Consider the following 14,449-nt stretch of genomic DNA (forward strand, 5'->3'; position numbering starts at 1 on the left):
GCGGCACGGGCGTCCATCCGCAAATGAAGGAAGGATGCCGCAGGCTGGCGCGGCCGGAAACTCGCTGGGGCGTGCTCCGGCGTAGCAGTCGAAAGCCACCGGCCGCGCGAATTGTCGTATCGGTGATACGACAATTCGGGGCTGGGCGAGGACGGAAAATGTCGTGTCGCCGTCACGACATTTCTCCGCTAGAGCCTGGGCCGGCATCACGCGGCTTCCAGTTTTTCCAGCAGTTCGGGCGAACGCTTGAGCAGCTTGAACAGCTCGGCCAGCGCCTGCGGCAGTTCCGTCGCTTCCTCGGCCTTCGCGGGCGCGGCCTGCTGGCCGCTGGCGATCAACTTGCGCAGCTTCGCCACCACGTCGCTGGCCTCGCGTTCTTCCTGATCCTGGGTGTGGACGTAGCGCATGAACATGCCCACGGTCTTGTGCGCCGTCAGTGCCATGCCCACCTTGATCGGCACGCCGGAATTGGCAATGTCGGTGGCCGAGCGGTGGCGAATGCCGTGGGTGCCGACATGAGCCAGGCCGGCGCGCTTGGCGAGCGTGACCCACGCATGGTAGTAAACGCCCTTGGACATGGGCCGCTTGTGGTCGCGTGCGGCCGTGATGACGTAGGGCGAATCTTCATACCTCGTGGCATTGGACAGCAACCGCTGCGCTTCCTCGCTGATGGGCTTGGACATGGGGCCGGTCTTGCTATCGGGCCAGTTGATGCGGCGGTTCTCGAAGTCGATCCAGTCCCATTGCAGAGAGAGGATTTCCGACATGCGTGCCGCGAACTCGAATTGCAGGCGGATCGCCAGCAGGGTTTCGGGGCGGACGGTGCGCTCGATCTCCGCTTGATCGAGGTAGGCGAACAGCTTGCCCATTTCCTCGTCGGTGATGAGCCGGGATTCGCCTTTCTCCGGAAGCCCCTTGATGTGCCGGCACGGATTGGAGCCTTCGGGCCGGTAGCCCCACACTTCGGCCAGGTTGAACATCACCCGCAGCAACGAGTAGGTGCGATTGCCGCAGGTCGGGATGTGTTCCATCTTCTTCATCATCGCGGCAATGTCGGCGCGCTTGACCTCAGAGACTTTGAGCTTGCCGAGCTTCGGGATGATGTGGTTGTCGATGTAGGTCTGGTAGGTCTTCTGCGAAGACTTCTTGTTGTGGCGCTTCGAGTGATCTTCCATGAAGCGCGTGCATAGCTCCTTCATCGTCGGCACCTTGCGCGCCTCGACCTTGGCCGCGCCGGGATCGCGGCCTTGGCGGACTTCCGCCAGCCAGTTTTGCGCCTTGGTGCGGGCCTGCTCGACGGTCAGTTCGCCGAACAGACCGAGCGAGGGCTTGCGGCGGTCGCCGGCATTGGTACGGTACTGGAGCATGAACACCTTGCGACCAGCCGGCGTGACCTTGCAGAGAAAGCCGGGCACGAGGGTGTCGCGCAGTTCAACGTCGTGGGCTTCGGGTTCCGCCGAATCGACCACGGATTTGGTGAGTTTGATCTTGGCCATGAACAGTCCTCGGGATGACCGATTCCAGGGGCCAAGTAGGAGCCTGGCGAGGGGGAATCAGGTCGGGTTGCAGAAAGCACCGGGATATGGTGAATCCGCGTCATCCCTAGGAAAACTCGCTGCGGCGAGGGCTGGCGTAGTCCCGCGTATCTCGGTGCGGAACCTATGTTCAAACTGTTCGACCACCGCTATATCGTGGCGGGCATGGCAGTTCGCCGAACTTGAACCTGCCGTGTGCCCCGCGTTCGGTGCAGGTGGTGGCACGCTACCGATTCTGAGATCCAGGCCCCGGGTCATGCCGCAGGAATCCTGGCGCGCCGACAAAGGCGCGATCATGGGCAACCAGCGGTCCTGAAAAGGCGGCGCACAGTGACCGAAACGAACAACGGGCCTTACAGGCCCGTTGGTTCTTCAAGCAAGGGCGGTGTGGCGCACCCACCCCGCAGTCATTTCAGCAGGCTCACACCTGGTCTGCCGAGAGCCCGGCGGTTTGGCTGAAGCCGCCGTCCACATAGGTGATCTCGGCGGTCACGCCGCTGGCCAGGTCGGACAGCAGGAACGCGGCCACGTTGCCCACGTCTTCGATCGTCACGTTGCGACGCAGCGGGGCGGCGTCAGCCACGCGGCCCAGCAGCTTGCCGAAGTCCTTGATGCCGCTGGCGGCCAGGGTCTTGATGGGGCCCGCGCTGATGCCGTTGGCACGGATGCAGCGGCCGTCTTCAGTGCGGCCCACGGCTTCGGCCAGGTAGCGCACGCTGGCTTCCAGGCTGGCCTTGGCCAAGCCCATGGTGTTGTAGTTGGGGATGGAGCGCAGGGCGCCCAGGTACGACAGCGTCAGCAGCGACGACTTGTCGTTCAGGTAGGGCAGGGCCGCCTTGGCCATGGCCGGGAAGCTGTAGGCACTGATGTCGTGGGCCACCTTGAAGGCTTCGCGAGAGAGGCCTTCCAGGAAGTTGCCGGCGATGGCCTCGCGCGGAGCAAAGCCGATGGAGTGCACGAAGCCGTCGAACTTGCCCCAGGCGGCGCCGATGTCGGCGAACAATTTGTCGATCTGCGCGTCGTCGGCCACGTCGCAGTCAAAGACCAGCTTGGAGTCGAATTCGGCGGCGAACTCGGTGATGCGGTCCTTGAAGCGCTCGCCCACGTAGCTGAAGGCCAGTTCCGCGCCTTGTTGGTGGCAGGCCCTGGCGATGCCGTACGCGATCGAGCGATTGGACAGCACGCCCGTGATGAGCAGCTTCTTGCCGGCGAGAAAACCCATTGTTGTTCTCCTGAAATGCGATGTGCGAAGGGAAATGGCAAGCGTGGCGCGGGGGCTTGCGGGCCGCTTGCGTGGTGCAGAATTGTCGCATGCGGTTCTGGCGTATCTGTTTATTGATCGGTTGGCTGGGAGGGAGCAGCGTGGCGGGCGGGGCGGCCTGGGCCGCGCATGCCTACGCGATGTGGGGGGCGCCCGCGCTGGCGGCCGACTTTGCGCACTTCCCCTACGTCAACCCACAGGCGCCCAAGGGCGGCGAGCTGCGCCTGGTGAGCAATCTGCGCACCTCCACCTTCGACAAGTACAACCCATTCACGATCCGCGGCAACGCGCCGGCCTACCTGTCGGCGCTGATGTTCGACTCGCTGCTCACCGGCTCGCTGGACGAAACGGCTACCGGCTATGGACTGCTGGCCGAGGATGTGGCGGTGGCGCCGGATGGCCTGTCGGCCACCTTCAGGCTGCGGCCCGAGGCGCGCTTTCACAACGGCAAGCCGGTGCTGGCCCAGGATGTAAAGCACAGTTTCGACACCCTGATGGGCCCTTACACCTCACCGGGCTACAAAACGCTGCTGATCGAAGTGGCTGGTGTGGATGTGCTGGACGACCGCACCGTGCGCTACCGCTTCAAGGCGCCCAACCGCGAACTGCCGCTCACCGTCGGGGGGCTACCCGTGTTCAGCCGCGACTGGGGGCTGGGCGCCGACGGCAAGCCCAAGCCGTTCGACCAGGTGGTGATGGACATCCCCATCGGCAGCGGACCGTACAAGATTGGGCCCGTCAACTTCGGCAAGGACATCACCTATGTGCGTGACCCCCAGTATTGGGCGCGCGACCTGCCCGTGCGCAAGGGGACGGCCAACTTTGACCGTGTGCTGGTCAAGATCTACAAGGACAACACTGCGCGGCTGGAGGCGCTGAAGGCCGGCGAGTTCGATCTGATGCGGTTTTTCAGTGCGGGCGACTGGGCGCGGCGGGTCAACGGCCGCAAGTTCGACACGGGTGAGCTGGTCAAGGGCGAGTTCGCCAACAAGCTGCCCTCGGGCTTCCAGAGCTACGTATTGAACACGCGCCGCCCGCTGCTGCAGGACCGCCGCGTGCGAGAGGCCCTGGGGCTGGCGTTCGACTTTGAGTGGATGAGCCGCCAGCTTTTCTATGGTGCCTATCAGCGCGTGCGCGGCATTTTCGGCAACACCATGTGCGAGACCCACGGCATGCCCACGCCGCAGGAGCTGGCGTTGCTGGAGCCTTGGCGCAAGGATCTGCCCCCCGCGGTCTTCGGCCCCATGTTCGAGCCGCCCACCACCGACGGCGCCACCACGCTGCGCGACAACCTGCGTCGCGCGCAGGCGCTGCTCCAGGAGGCAGGCTGGCAGGTGCAGGATGGCGTGCTGCGCAACGCCAGCGGCCAGGCCATGGTGCTGGAATACATGGACAGCAGCGAAGGCGGCGTGCGCACGTTGTCCTCGTGGATGCGCAACCTGCAAAAGCTCGGCATCACCCTCAAGTTCCGCTCGGTGGACTTCGCGCTGTACCAGCAGCGCCTGCAGAAGTTCGACTTCGACATCACCACCATTGCCTACCAGGGCACCAACAACCCGGGGCAGGAGTTTGCCGACCTGTTCGGCAGCGCGGCGGCAGACCAGGAAGACTCGGGCAATTTCCCCGGCGTAAAGAGCCCGGCCGTGGACGCAATGATCCGTGCCATGGTCTCCGCCAAGACGCAGGAACAGATGTTGCCTGCGTGCCATGCGCTGGACCGCATCATTGCGCATGGCCACTACCTCATTCCGCAGTGGTCCGCGGGCACCCATCGCATGGTCTACAACGCCTGGCGACTGGACCGGCCCGAAGTGGTGCCGCCGTATTCGACCGGAGAGATGTGGGCGGTGGATACGTGGTGGGCCCGTTCGCCTGCGCTGACCGCCGAGACTGCGCCCAAGGCCGCGACGCCGCGCAAGGACTGAAACCGCCATGTTCGCCTACATCCTCAAGCGCATCCTGCTCATGCTGCCCACGCTGTTGGGCGTGTTGCTGTTGACCTTCGTGGTGATCCAGTTCGTGCCGGGCGGTCCGGTGGAGCAGTACCTGGCCGAGGCCAAGGCCGGCGCTGCCGGCATGGGCGGGGGCGGCGAGGGTGGCGGCATGGCCTATCGCGGAGCGCAGGGCGTCGATCCCAAGCGGCTGGAGCAGATCAAGCAGCTCTATGGCTTTGACAAGCCGGCGCATGAGCGCTTCTTTCAGATGCTGGGCCAGTTCGCGCGCTTCGACCTGGGGCGCAGCTTCTTTCAGAACAAGGACGTGTGGCAACTCGTGAAGGAGAAGCTGCCCGTGTCCGTCAGCCTGGGGTTGTGGACCTTCTTCATCAGCTACCTCGTGGCGGTGCCGCTGGGCGTGGCCAAGGCGGTGCGTGCGGGATCGCGCTTTGACTTCGTTACCACGCTCATCATCCTGGTGGGCTACGCGATTCCGGGTTTCGTGCTCGGCGTGGCGCTGCTGGTGATCTTTGGCGGGCAGTTGCAATGGTTCCCGCTGCGCGGGCTGACCTCGGCCAACTGGGACGAGCTGGGCCTGTGGGCCAAGGTGACGGATTACCTGTGGCATATCGCGCTGCCCATCACGGCCATGGTGGCCGGCAGCTTTGCGGTGACGGCGATGCTGACCAAGAACGCTTTTCTGGAAGAGATCCGCAAGCAATATGTGCTCACCGCGCGTGCCAAGGGATTGACCGACCGGCAGGTGCTCTACAAGCACGTGTTTCGCAATGCGCTGATTCCCATCATCACGGGCTTTCCATCCGCCTTCATCGGCGCGTTCTTCGCGGGCTCGCTGCTCATCGAGACGCTGTTCTCGCTCGACGGCCTGGGCCTGCTGTCCTATGAGAGCGTGATCCGTCGCGACTACCCCGTGGTGTTGGGCACGCTGTACCTGTTCACGCTGATCGGGCTGGTGACCAAGCTCATCAGCGACCTGTGCTACGTGTGGGTGGATCCCCGCGTCAAGTTTGATTGAAATATGGCTCCAACGCCCGACCATCAAGCGCTAGCAGCTATTGATTCGGTAGCTAATGGGGCGCCAGCGGCGCCCATTGCCGCCTCCGCGTCGCCCAGTCGGCGCGCCTGGCAGCGCTTTCGCGCCAACCGCCTGGGCTTCTGGAGCCTGCTGGTGTTCTGCGCGCTGGTCGTGGTCAGCCTGGGGGCAGAACTGGTCAGCAACGACCGGCCCCTGGTCGTGCGCTATGAGGGTCAGACGTATTTCCCGTTGTTCAACGATTACCCCGAGACGACTTTCGGCGGTGACTTCCAGACGCCCACCGACTACCTCGACCCCTTCATTCGCGAGCGGCTGTCGCAGGGGGATAACTGGGCGCTGTACACGCTCAACCGCTACGGGCCAAACACGCTGAACTACTTCGCGAAGGAGCCCAACCCCTCGGGCCCGTCGCGCGACAACTGGCTGGGCACGGACGACCGCGGGCGTGACCTGCTGGCGCAACTGATCTACGGCTTTCGCGTGAGCGTGTTGTTCGGCATTGCCCTTACCGTAGTGGGCGTGGCGCTGGGCGTGGCGGCGGGGGCGGTACAGGGCTTCTTTGGCGGCAAGACCGACCTGGCTTTCCAGCGCTTCATCGAGATCTGGGGCTCCATGCCCGAGCTGTACCTGCTCATCATCTTCAGCGCCGTGTTCGCGCCCAGCATCGGGCTGCTGCTGGTATTGCTCAGCCTGTTCGGCTGGATGGGGCTGTCGGACTATGTGCGCGCCGAATTCCTGCGCAACCGGCAACTGGACTATGTGAAGGCCGCGCGGGCGCTGGGCGTGTCCAACGGCCAGATCATCCGCCGCCACATCCTGCCCAACAGCATGACGCCGGTGGTGACCTTTCTGCCGTTTCGCATGGGTGCGGCGATCTTGGCGCTGACGTCGCTGGACTTCCTGGGCCTGGGCGTTCCACCCGGCACACCCAGCCTGGGCGAGCTGCTGTCGCAGGGTAAGAACAACATCGACGCGTGGTGGATCTCCATCTTCACCTTCGGGGTGCTGGTCACCACGCTGCTGCTGCTCACCTTCATGGGCGATGCGCTGCGCGACGCGCTGGACCCCCGCAAGAACTGAGGCATCGTGAACCCTTCTGCCATGCGCGCTGCGCCCCCCCTGTCTCCCTCGACCGCGCCGCTGCTGCAGGTGCGGGACCTGCGGGTGCGCTTTGGCGCCAAGCAGGTGGTGCATGGGGTGAGCTTCGACGTGGCCCCGGGCGAAAAGCTCGCGCTGGTGGGTGAATCCGGCTCGGGCAAGACAGTGACCGCGCTGGCGCTGCTGCGCCTGACGGGCGATGCGCAATTGGAGGGGAGCGCGCTGATGCACGGGCGCGACCTGCTGCAACTGCCCGAGCGCGAACTGCGCGGCGTGCGCGGCGGCGATATCGCCATGGTGTTCCAGGAGCCCATGACGGCGCTGAACCCGCTGATGACCATTGGCGACCAGGTGGCCGAGGTTTTGGTGCTAAAACAGGCCCTGAGCAAGGCGCAGAGCGCGCAAGCAGCTATCGAACTGCTAGCGAGTACCGGCATCCCCGAGCCGGCGCGGCGCGCGGGCAGTTTTCCGCACCAGCTTTCGGGCGGGCAGCGCCAGCGCGCCATGATCGCCATGGCCCTGGCCAGCCGACCGAAGTTGCTGCTGGCCGACGAGCCCACCACTGCGCTGGACGTGACGCTGCGCGGCCAGATCCTGGACCTGCTGTCGGACCTGCAGCGCCAGACCGGCATGGCTGTGCTGCTCATCACGCACGACTTGTTGCTGGTGCGCCGCTTCGCCGACCGCGTGGCCGTCATGGAACAGGGCGCCGTGGTGGAGCAGGGCACCGTCGCCCAGGTATTCGATGCGCCGCAGCATGCCTATACGCGCAAGCTGATCGGCAGCACGCCGCGGCGGGACGTGGTGGAAGGTGCGGTCGACGGTGGCGCGGTGCCCGCCGCGCAGGCAAGCGGCCTGCGCGTGGCCTACCCCGTGCCAGTGCCGGGCATCCGCGGCTGGTTTGCCAAGGGCGAATTCGTGGCCGTGAAGGATGCGGGCTTTCGCATTGCGCGTGCGCGCACGCTGGGGGTCGTGGGCGAATCGGGCTCAGGCAAGTCCACGCTGGCCCAGGCGCTGCTGGGCCTGCTGCCGGCACGGGGCGAGCTGCATGTCTCCGGCCAGGCCTGGCAGCAGCCCGCCCACCGCAACACCGCGCACAACCAGCAGCTGCGCCGGCAGGTGCAGGTGGTGTTCCAGGACCCGTTCTCGTCCCTGTCGCCGCGCATGACCGTGGAGGAGATCGTGGGCGAGGGCCTGCGCGTGCACATGCCTGCGTTGGACGTGGCCGAGCGCCGCACGCGCGTGGCCGCCATGTTGGCCGAGGTGGGCCTGACGGACGCGCAGTTCCCCGGCCTGCTGGCGCGCTACCCGCATGAATTCTCGGGCGGCCAGCGCCAGCGCCTGGCCATTGCGCGCGCGCTCATCGTCGAGCCGCAGGTGCTGGTGCTGGACGAGCCCACCAGCGCGCTGGACGTCACCATCCAGCAGCAGGTGCTGAGCCTGCTGCAGCGCCTGCAGAAGGAGCGGGCGCTGTCGTACCTGCTCATCACGCACGACGTGGCGGTGGTGCGCGCCATGGCGCATGAGGTCATCGTCATGAAGGACGGCGAGGTGGTGGAAAGCGGCAGCGTGCACCAGGTGCTGGATGCTCCGCGCCACGCCTACACGCAACGGCTGGTGCAGGCCGCGCAGCCGGTCTGACCTGCCCGGCGGCGGGTCGCGCAGCAGGGTGTGCGGGGCCGTGGGCGACTACCGCGTTTGGTGTAGGACACGAGCGCGATCTGCTTGCATGTCCGTTGGCCGGTAGCTCTGCTATTCATAGCGTTGAATTTCGATTTCATGTGCCTGTCCGGTGTTTTGCAGTGCACAAGGCGGCTCCCTTTTTTCTGGCGATTTCATACATCAGGCAACACACCTGACACTTGGCTGCCAGGTGCCGCGGGGTGCCGCTTTCACAATGCGCCCCGGGGCGGTCAGGCTGGTCTGACGGCACCTTCCTCGGCAAGAAAAACCCCGGAGGCAATGAACATCATGCGCACGAAAACCCTCTCCTGTTGCAAGTATCTGGCTGGCGCCACCGCGCTGGCCGCCCTGGTCGCCTGTGGCGGCGGCGGTGGTGATGGCGGTGACGGTAGCGGCTCCGGCACGCTGAAGCTGGCGCTGACCGACGCTCCCAGTTGCGGCTATGACGCGGTGAACGTCACCGTGCAGAAAATACGCGTGCACCAAAGCGCTACGGCGGCGGATGACGCTTCCGGCTGGCATGAGCTCACGCTGAACCCCGCGCGCCGCGTGGACCTGCTGTCGCTGACCAACGGCGTGCTGGAGGAACTGGGCGAGCTGCCGCTGCCCACAGGCAAATACACCCAGATGCGTCTGGTGCTGGCCGGCAATGGCGGAGCGGCCCCCTTCGCCAACTCCGTCTTGCCCACGGGGTCGGGCGAAGTAGCGCTGACCACGCCCAGCGGCCAGCAAGTGGCGTGAAGATGAACGTGAACATCGACATCGCCGCCAACCAGATGGCGGACTTCGTACTCGACTTCGACGCCTGCAAGTCCGTCGTCACGGCCGGCGCATCGGGCCGCTACCTGCTCAAGCCCGTGGTGGCGGTGATTCCGCGCCTGGTCTCTGGTGTGCAGGGCTTCGTCGAACCCGTTGCTGGCGCCACGGTGACGCTGCAGTCCCAGGGCGAGGTGGTGCGCGCCACCGTGCCGGACGCTTCGGGCCGCTACCTGCTGCGGCCGGTGGTGCCGGGCAGCTACACGCTGGTGCTGACGGCACCCGGCCGCACCACGGCCGTGGTGACCCAGGTGCCGGTGCAGTCCGAGCTGGTCACCTCCGTCGGCACGTCCACCCAGGCCGTGGCGCTGCCGGCATCGCCCGTTGCCACCGTGAACGGCACCACTTCGGTGGATGCCTGGGTGCGGGCCCTGCAGCCGCTGACGGCGGCTGGCATGGTGGAAGTGTCGGCCAAGCCCGTGGACGGCGTAACCGGCGCCTACAGCTTCACGCTGCCCACGGCCGCACCGCTGGTGGCGCCGTATGCCGCGGCGCCCACTCCGCTCGTGTTCACGGCCGATGCCGGCGCCGCAGGGCGCTACACCATCCAGGCGCGTCTGGCGGGGCAGGCCGACAAGCAGCAGGCCCTGACGCTGGGCGCGGGAACGACCCAGACGGTGAACTTCACGTTCCCCTGACGCCCGCCACGCGTTCCTAGAATGAAGGGCGCCAGTCCGCGACTGGCGCCCTTTTTTGTACGAACGCCCTTCCTGTCATGCCCCGCCTCGCTGCCAACCTCTCCATGCTCTACGCCGAGCATGCCTTCCTGGACCGCTTTGCCGCTGCCGCGCGGGACGGCTTCCGGGGGGTGGAATACCTCTTTCCCTACGACCATCCTGCGGAGCAGATCGCGCAGCGCCTGGCCGAACATGGACTGACGCAGGTACTGTTCAATGCCCCGCCGGGGGACTGGGCGGCGGGCGAGCGCGGTCTGGCCTGTCTGCCGGGGCGCGAGGCGCAATTCCAGGAGGGGCTGCAACAGGCGCTGCACTATGCGCAGGCGCTGCGCTGCGAGCGCCTGCACGTGATGGCTGGCGTGGTGCCGCCCGGGCTGGCGCACGCCGACGCACGCGCCTGCTACTTGCGCAACCTGCACTGGGCCGCCGGCCAGGCCGGGCGCCAGGGCGTGCGGCTGATGATCGAGCCCATCAACGGGCGCGACATGCCCGGCTACTTCCTGCAGCGCCAGCAGGACGCCCATGCCGTGCTGCAGGAACTGGGCGCTTCCAACGTGCAGGTGCAGTTCGACCTGTACCACTGCCAGATCATGGAGGGCGACTTGGCCACGAAGATCCGCCACTACCTGCCCACGGGGCGGGTGGGGCATTTCCAGATCGCCGGCGTACCCGCGCGGCACGAGCCCGACCAGGGAGAGCTGCAGGTCGACTACCTGCTGGGCGTGATCGACGAGGTGGGGGCCACCTGCGGCTTCGACGGCTGGGTGGGCTGTGAATACCGTCCGGCGATCGCGGGCCCGGGCGGCACCTCGCAGGGGCTGGCCTGGGCGCGGCGCTGGGGTGTCGTGCCGCGCGGCGCGGATTGAGGGCGTTCGCCCCGGCGCGGGGCCGGGGCTAGCGTGGGGACGTCACAGTTCAGATAAAAAAGGCCTGCAGCGCTTATGCAGTAAGCGCTAGCAGCTATTGAATCGATAGTGAACCCGTCAGCGCAGCACCAGCACCGGCACGCTGCACAGCCGCAGCAGCGCGGTGGTGGTGCTGCCGACGATGAGCTGGCGGATGCGCGAATGCCCGTAGGCGCCCAGCACCAGCAGTACGTTGCCGTGCGACTGCAGCAGGGCCGGCAGCGCCTCCTCCGGCACGCCCGGCACGATCTGCGTGGTGATGTCGAAGCCTGCGGCCTCCAGGTGTGACTGGGCGCTTTGCAGCGCTTCCAGCATCTCCAGCGTGGGCTCGCCGGCCAGGGCCAACAGGCCGGGCATGCCGCGCAGCAGCGGGCTGCGGCCCACGGCCTCTACGGCGCGGCGCGCGGTGGCGCTGCCGTCAAAGGCCACGACGAAGCCCGCCGGCGCTACGAACTCCGGCATGGTCACCACCATCACCGGCTGGCGCACGTTGCGCACCACGCCTTCCACACGGTAGTCCAGCCGCAGCTTGCGCGCGGCGGTGGCGCGGTGTTGGCGCCCCAGCACGAACAGGCGCGCGCTGGGTTCGTGCTCCAGCAGCACGTCGGTCAGCTCGCCCTGGCGCAGCAGCGCCTGCAGCGAAGGCACGCGGGCGGCATCTACGCGCGCCTGGGCCTCGGCCAGCATGCGGCGCGCGGCCTCCTGTGCGACGTGGCTGCGCTCTTCATCGAGGGTATTCAGGCGCTGCAGCAGCAGGTCCTGCGCGCCCATGCCGATGACGCCGCTGTAGTCGCCCACGGGCGGCATGGGTTCAGGCCGCTCCAGTGCGTGCAGCAGCGCCAGGGGTGCCTGCAGGCGCTGCGCGGCCCACAGGGCCCCGTCCACCACGGCGTGGGTGGTGGCCAGCCCGTCGATGCAGGCATACACGGTGTCGTGGGTGTTCATTGCTTCCTCCTGCGCACGCATGTGATGGCCCGAGTGTGGCATCGCAGAGCGTGCAGTGCCACCGGAAGTGCCCCGCAGGCCGTGGGCGCGGGTGAACGCAAATTTCAGGGAAATCGGGCTCCGGCGCTTGTCCATCAAGCGCTGCCAGCTATTGTTTTGATGGCATTTCGGCATGCATCGGCCGCTGCTGCATCACCCGTGCGTACAGCGCCTGCGCGGCCACCGACAGGCCCCGGTCGCGCCGGCGCACCAGGTAGATCTGCCGCGTGAGCCCGGGCAGGGCCAGCGGCCGGGTGTCCAGGCCCTCCTGCTGGAAGTGGAACAGCGTGAGCGTGGGCACCACGCTGATGCCCAGCCCGGCCCGCACCATGCCCATGACGGTGGCCAACTGCTCCACCTCCATCAGCGTGCGCATCGCATGGGGATGGAAGGCCGCCTCCAGGTACTGGCGCACGCTGCTGTGCCGCGCGAGATGGATGAATGGCCACTCGGCCAGGGCGCGCCATTGCGCGGCGGCGCTGCGCCGGCCGGCGGGCAAGGGCTGCCGGGTGAGCGGATGGTCCGCGCGGCAGACCAGGTGAAAGCCGTCCTCGCAGAAGGGCTCGGCCTGCAGCTCGGGCGTGTCCGCGCGGATGGCGGCCAGCGCGAAGTCGGCCTTACCCGTGGCCACGCGCTCGATGCAAGGCTCGGACAGCACGTCGGCAATGTCCAGTTCCACGCCCGGGTGCTGTGCGCGAAAGCCGGCCAGCACACCGGGCAGCCACCCTGCGGCCAGCGAGGGCAGCAGCGCGACGGACACGCGCCCGCGCCGCAGCAGTGCGGCGTCGCGCAGCGTGGCCAGCGCGGCATCCACCTCGGCGCGAATGCGCAGCGCCGACGCATGGAAGTTCTCGCCCTCGGCCGTCAGGCTCACATGGCGCGTGCTGCGGTCGAACAGGCGCAGACCCAGGTCGTCCTCCAACGCGCGGATGAGCGCGCTGAAGGCCGGCTGCGACAAGTGGCACTGCGCCGCGGCGCGCGTGAAGCTGCGCTGCGCCGCCAGGGCAAGGAAGGCGTCGACCTGCCGTGTGGAGATATTCATTTGATATCCAGATGAATTGATCTTGACAATCTATTTCACAGAATAACCTGTCGTGCCTACAGTGCGCCCTGGAGACATTCCCCAAGGACCCCTGCAATGGCGAACCCCTCACCCCTGCTCATCGGCTGTGCGGCCGGCTTCTCGGGCGACCGCCTGGATGCTGCCGCACCCGTGGTGCAGGCGCTGGTGGACAGCGGCCGGCCCGGCGTGCTGATCTTCGAGACCCTGGCCGAGCGCACGCTGGCGCTGGCCCAACTGGCGCGCCGCGCCAATCCCGATGCGGGCTATGAGCCGCTGCTGGATGAGCTGCTGCGGCCGGTGCTCGCGCAATGCCTTCAACACGGCGTGCGCATCGTGAGCAACTTTGGCGCGGCCAATCCGCGGGGCGCTGCGCTGCGTATCCAGCAACTGGCGGCCGAGCTGGGCGCGCGCCGCCCGCGCGTGGCGGTGGTGCACGGCGACGACCTGAGCGGCGCACAGCACCGCGCCGTGCTGGAGCGGGCGCTGGGCCCGTCCATGCCCGCGCAGCCCATCGTGAGCGCCAATGCCTACATTGGCGCGGAACCCATCGCCCAGGCGCTGCGCGCGGGGGCCGACATCGTGGTCTGCGGCCGCGTGGCCGACCCTGCGCTGGTGCTGGGCCCGGCGCTGGCGCACTACGGCTGGTGCATGGACGACTGGGACCGCCTGGCGCGCGCCACCATGGCGGGCCACTTGCTGGAATGCGGCGCGCAGGTCACGGGGGGCTACTTTGCCGACCCGGGCTACAAGGATGTGCCGGGCCTGGCTCGGCTGGGCTACCCCATCGCCGAGATCGACGCCGACGGCCATTGCACCCTTACCAAGCCGCCGGGCACGGGGGGGCGCGTGGACGAGCGCACGGTCAAGGAGCAGCTGCTGTATGAACTGCACGACCCCGCCGCCTACCTGACGCCCGACGTGGCGGCCGACATTACCCAGGCGAGCGTGGCGCAGGTCGGCAGCGACCGCGTGCACCTGCAGGGCGTGCGCGGCCATGCGCGGCCGCCGTCGCTGAAGGTGAATGTGTGCTTCGAGTCCGGCTGGTTTGCCGAGGGCGAAATTTCGTATGCCGGCGCGCGCGCCGAGGAGCGCGCCCGCCTGGCGGGCGACGTGTTGCGCGAGCGGCTTGCGAGCGTGGCACCGCTGCGCGTGGACCTGATCGGCGTGGCCAGCGTTTGGGGTGACGACGCAGGGCGGTGGCTGGCGGCGCAGGCAAGCCAGGGCGCGCGGGACGTACGCCTGCGCGTGGCGCTGCAGCACCGCGACCATGCCAGCGCGCAGCGCCTGGTGCGCGAGGTGACGGCGCTGTACTGCTGCGGCCCGGCGGGGGGCGGCGGTGTGCGCACGGCCATGCGCCCGCGCCTGGGCACCGTTTCCTGCCTCGTGCCGCGCGAGGCGGTCAATCCTGGCTACACGCTGCTGGACTGAAGGACCAC

The 14,449-nt window shown here is 67.4% G+C and carries 11 protein-coding genes and 1 pseudogene; 8 read left to right on the forward strand and 4 right to left on the reverse strand.

Annotated features, from left to right (window positions below):
- Nucleotides 1-206: 206 nt before the first annotated feature.
- A complete protein-coding gene (locus tag BA022_RS04075; protein ID WP_080375619.1) occupies nucleotides 207-1,496 on the reverse strand; it encodes a tyrosine-type recombinase/integrase in 1,290 nt (429 codons plus the stop codon).
- 460 nt (nucleotides 1,497-1,956) lie between these two features.
- Complete coding sequence (gene fabI, locus BA022_RS04080; protein WP_015913435.1) at nucleotides 1,957-2,757, reverse strand: enoyl-ACP reductase FabI; 801 nt, start codon at nucleotides 2,755-2,757, stop codon at nucleotides 1,957-1,959.
- An 89-nt stretch (nucleotides 2,758-2,846) separates the two neighbouring features.
- Between fabI and BA022_RS04085 the strand changes: the two genes are divergently transcribed.
- From BA022_RS04085 to otnI, 7 genes and pseudogenes are all read left to right on the forward strand, one after another.
- Nucleotides 2,847-4,721: an extracellular solute-binding protein gene (locus BA022_RS04085; RefSeq protein WP_015913434.1), complete on the forward strand. Its 1,875-nt coding sequence runs from the start codon at nucleotides 2,847-2,849 to the stop codon at nucleotides 4,719-4,721.
- Between the two features lie 7 nt (nucleotides 4,722-4,728).
- The gene (locus BA022_RS04090; protein ID WP_011805074.1) at nucleotides 4,729-5,766 is read left to right on the forward strand and encodes a microcin C ABC transporter permease YejB; all 1,038 of its coding nucleotides are present in this window, start codon (nucleotides 4,729-4,731) and stop codon (nucleotides 5,764-5,766) included.
- A 3-nt stretch (nucleotides 5,767-5,769) separates the two neighbouring features.
- Nucleotides 5,770-6,867, forward strand: a complete 1,098-nt coding sequence (locus tag BA022_RS04095; RefSeq protein ID WP_088886608.1) for an ABC transporter permease — start codon at nucleotides 5,770-5,772, stop codon at nucleotides 6,865-6,867.
- Nucleotides 6,868-6,888: 21 nt separating this feature from the next.
- A complete protein-coding gene (locus tag BA022_RS04100; RefSeq protein ID WP_088886609.1) occupies nucleotides 6,889-8,526 on the forward strand; it encodes an ABC transporter ATP-binding protein in 1,638 nt (545 codons plus the stop codon).
- A 330-nt stretch (nucleotides 8,527-8,856) separates the two neighbouring features.
- A pseudogene (locus tag BA022_RS19410) lies at nucleotides 8,857-9,365 on the forward strand (DUF4382 domain-containing protein); the annotation flags it as partial.
- Nucleotides 9,345-10,022, forward strand: a complete 678-nt coding sequence (locus BA022_RS19415) for a carboxypeptidase-like regulatory domain-containing protein (RefSeq protein WP_236884915.1) — start codon at nucleotides 9,345-9,347, stop codon at nucleotides 10,020-10,022. The pseudogene BA022_RS19410 and the gene BA022_RS19415, both read left to right, overlap by 21 nt.
- A gap of 77 nt (nucleotides 10,023-10,099) precedes the next feature.
- Entirely contained in the window at nucleotides 10,100-10,927 is an 828-nt protein-coding gene (otnI, locus tag BA022_RS04110) for a 2-oxo-tetronate isomerase (protein WP_088886610.1), read from the forward strand.
- A gap of 117 nt (nucleotides 10,928-11,044) precedes the next feature.
- On the opposite strand, the gene BA022_RS04115 is transcribed toward otnI, so the two are convergent.
- Both BA022_RS04115 and BA022_RS04120 read right to left on the reverse strand, forming a co-directional pair.
- Nucleotides 11,045-11,911: a universal stress protein gene (locus BA022_RS04115; protein WP_088888505.1), complete on the reverse strand. Its 867-nt coding sequence runs from the start codon at nucleotides 11,909-11,911 to the stop codon at nucleotides 11,045-11,047.
- A 148-nt stretch (nucleotides 11,912-12,059) separates the two neighbouring features.
- Nucleotides 12,060-12,992 carry a LysR family transcriptional regulator gene (locus BA022_RS04120; RefSeq protein ID WP_088886611.1) on the reverse strand — a complete coding sequence of 311 codons (933 nt, stop codon included), beginning with the start codon at nucleotides 12,990-12,992 and terminating at the stop codon, nucleotides 12,060-12,062.
- 96 nt (nucleotides 12,993-13,088) lie between these two features.
- On the opposite strand from BA022_RS04120, the gene BA022_RS04125 reads away from it, so the two are divergent.
- On the forward strand, nucleotides 13,089-14,441 hold the full coding sequence (locus tag BA022_RS04125) for an acyclic terpene utilization AtuA family protein (RefSeq protein WP_088886612.1): 1,353 nt from the start codon (nucleotides 13,089-13,091) through the stop codon (nucleotides 14,439-14,441).
- Nucleotides 14,442-14,449: the final 8 nt, after the last annotated feature.

It is taken from the genome of Diaphorobacter nitroreducens, assembly GCF_002214645.1.
Taxonomy (GTDB): Bacteria; Pseudomonadota; Gammaproteobacteria; order Burkholderiales; family Burkholderiaceae_C; genus Diaphorobacter; species Diaphorobacter nitroreducens.

Coding starts and splice junctions, on each gene's coding strand:
- BA022_RS04125 (WP_088886612.1), top strand. CDS start 13,089: ATGGCGAACCCCTCACCCCTGCTCATCGGCTGTGCGGCCGGCTTCTCG.
- BA022_RS04075 (WP_080375619.1), bottom strand. CDS start 1,496: ATGGCCAAGATCAAACTCACCAAATCCGTGGTCGATTCGGCGGAACCC.
- BA022_RS04120 (WP_088886611.1), bottom strand. CDS start 12,992: ATGAATATCTCCACACGGCAGGTCGACGCCTTCCTTGCCCTGGCGGCG.
- BA022_RS04095 (WP_088886608.1), top strand. CDS start 5,770: ATGGCTCCAACGCCCGACCATCAAGCGCTAGCAGCTATTGATTCGGTA.
- otnI (WP_088886610.1), top strand. CDS start 10,100: ATGCCCCGCCTCGCTGCCAACCTCTCCATGCTCTACGCCGAGCATGCC.
- fabI (WP_015913435.1), bottom strand. CDS start 2,757: ATGGGTTTTCTCGCCGGCAAGAAGCTGCTCATCACGGGCGTGCTGTCC.
- BA022_RS04115 (WP_088888505.1), bottom strand. CDS start 11,911: ATGAACACCCACGACACCGTGTATGCCTGCATCGACGGGCTGGCCACC.
- BA022_RS04100 (WP_088886609.1), top strand. CDS start 6,889: ATGCGCGCTGCGCCCCCCCTGTCTCCCTCGACCGCGCCGCTGCTGCAG.
- BA022_RS04090 (WP_011805074.1), top strand. CDS start 4,729: ATGTTCGCCTACATCCTCAAGCGCATCCTGCTCATGCTGCCCACGCTG.
- BA022_RS19415 (WP_236884915.1), top strand. CDS start 9,345: ATGGCGGACTTCGTACTCGACTTCGACGCCTGCAAGTCCGTCGTCACG.
- BA022_RS04085 (WP_015913434.1), top strand. CDS start 2,847: ATGCGGTTCTGGCGTATCTGTTTATTGATCGGTTGGCTGGGAGGGAGC.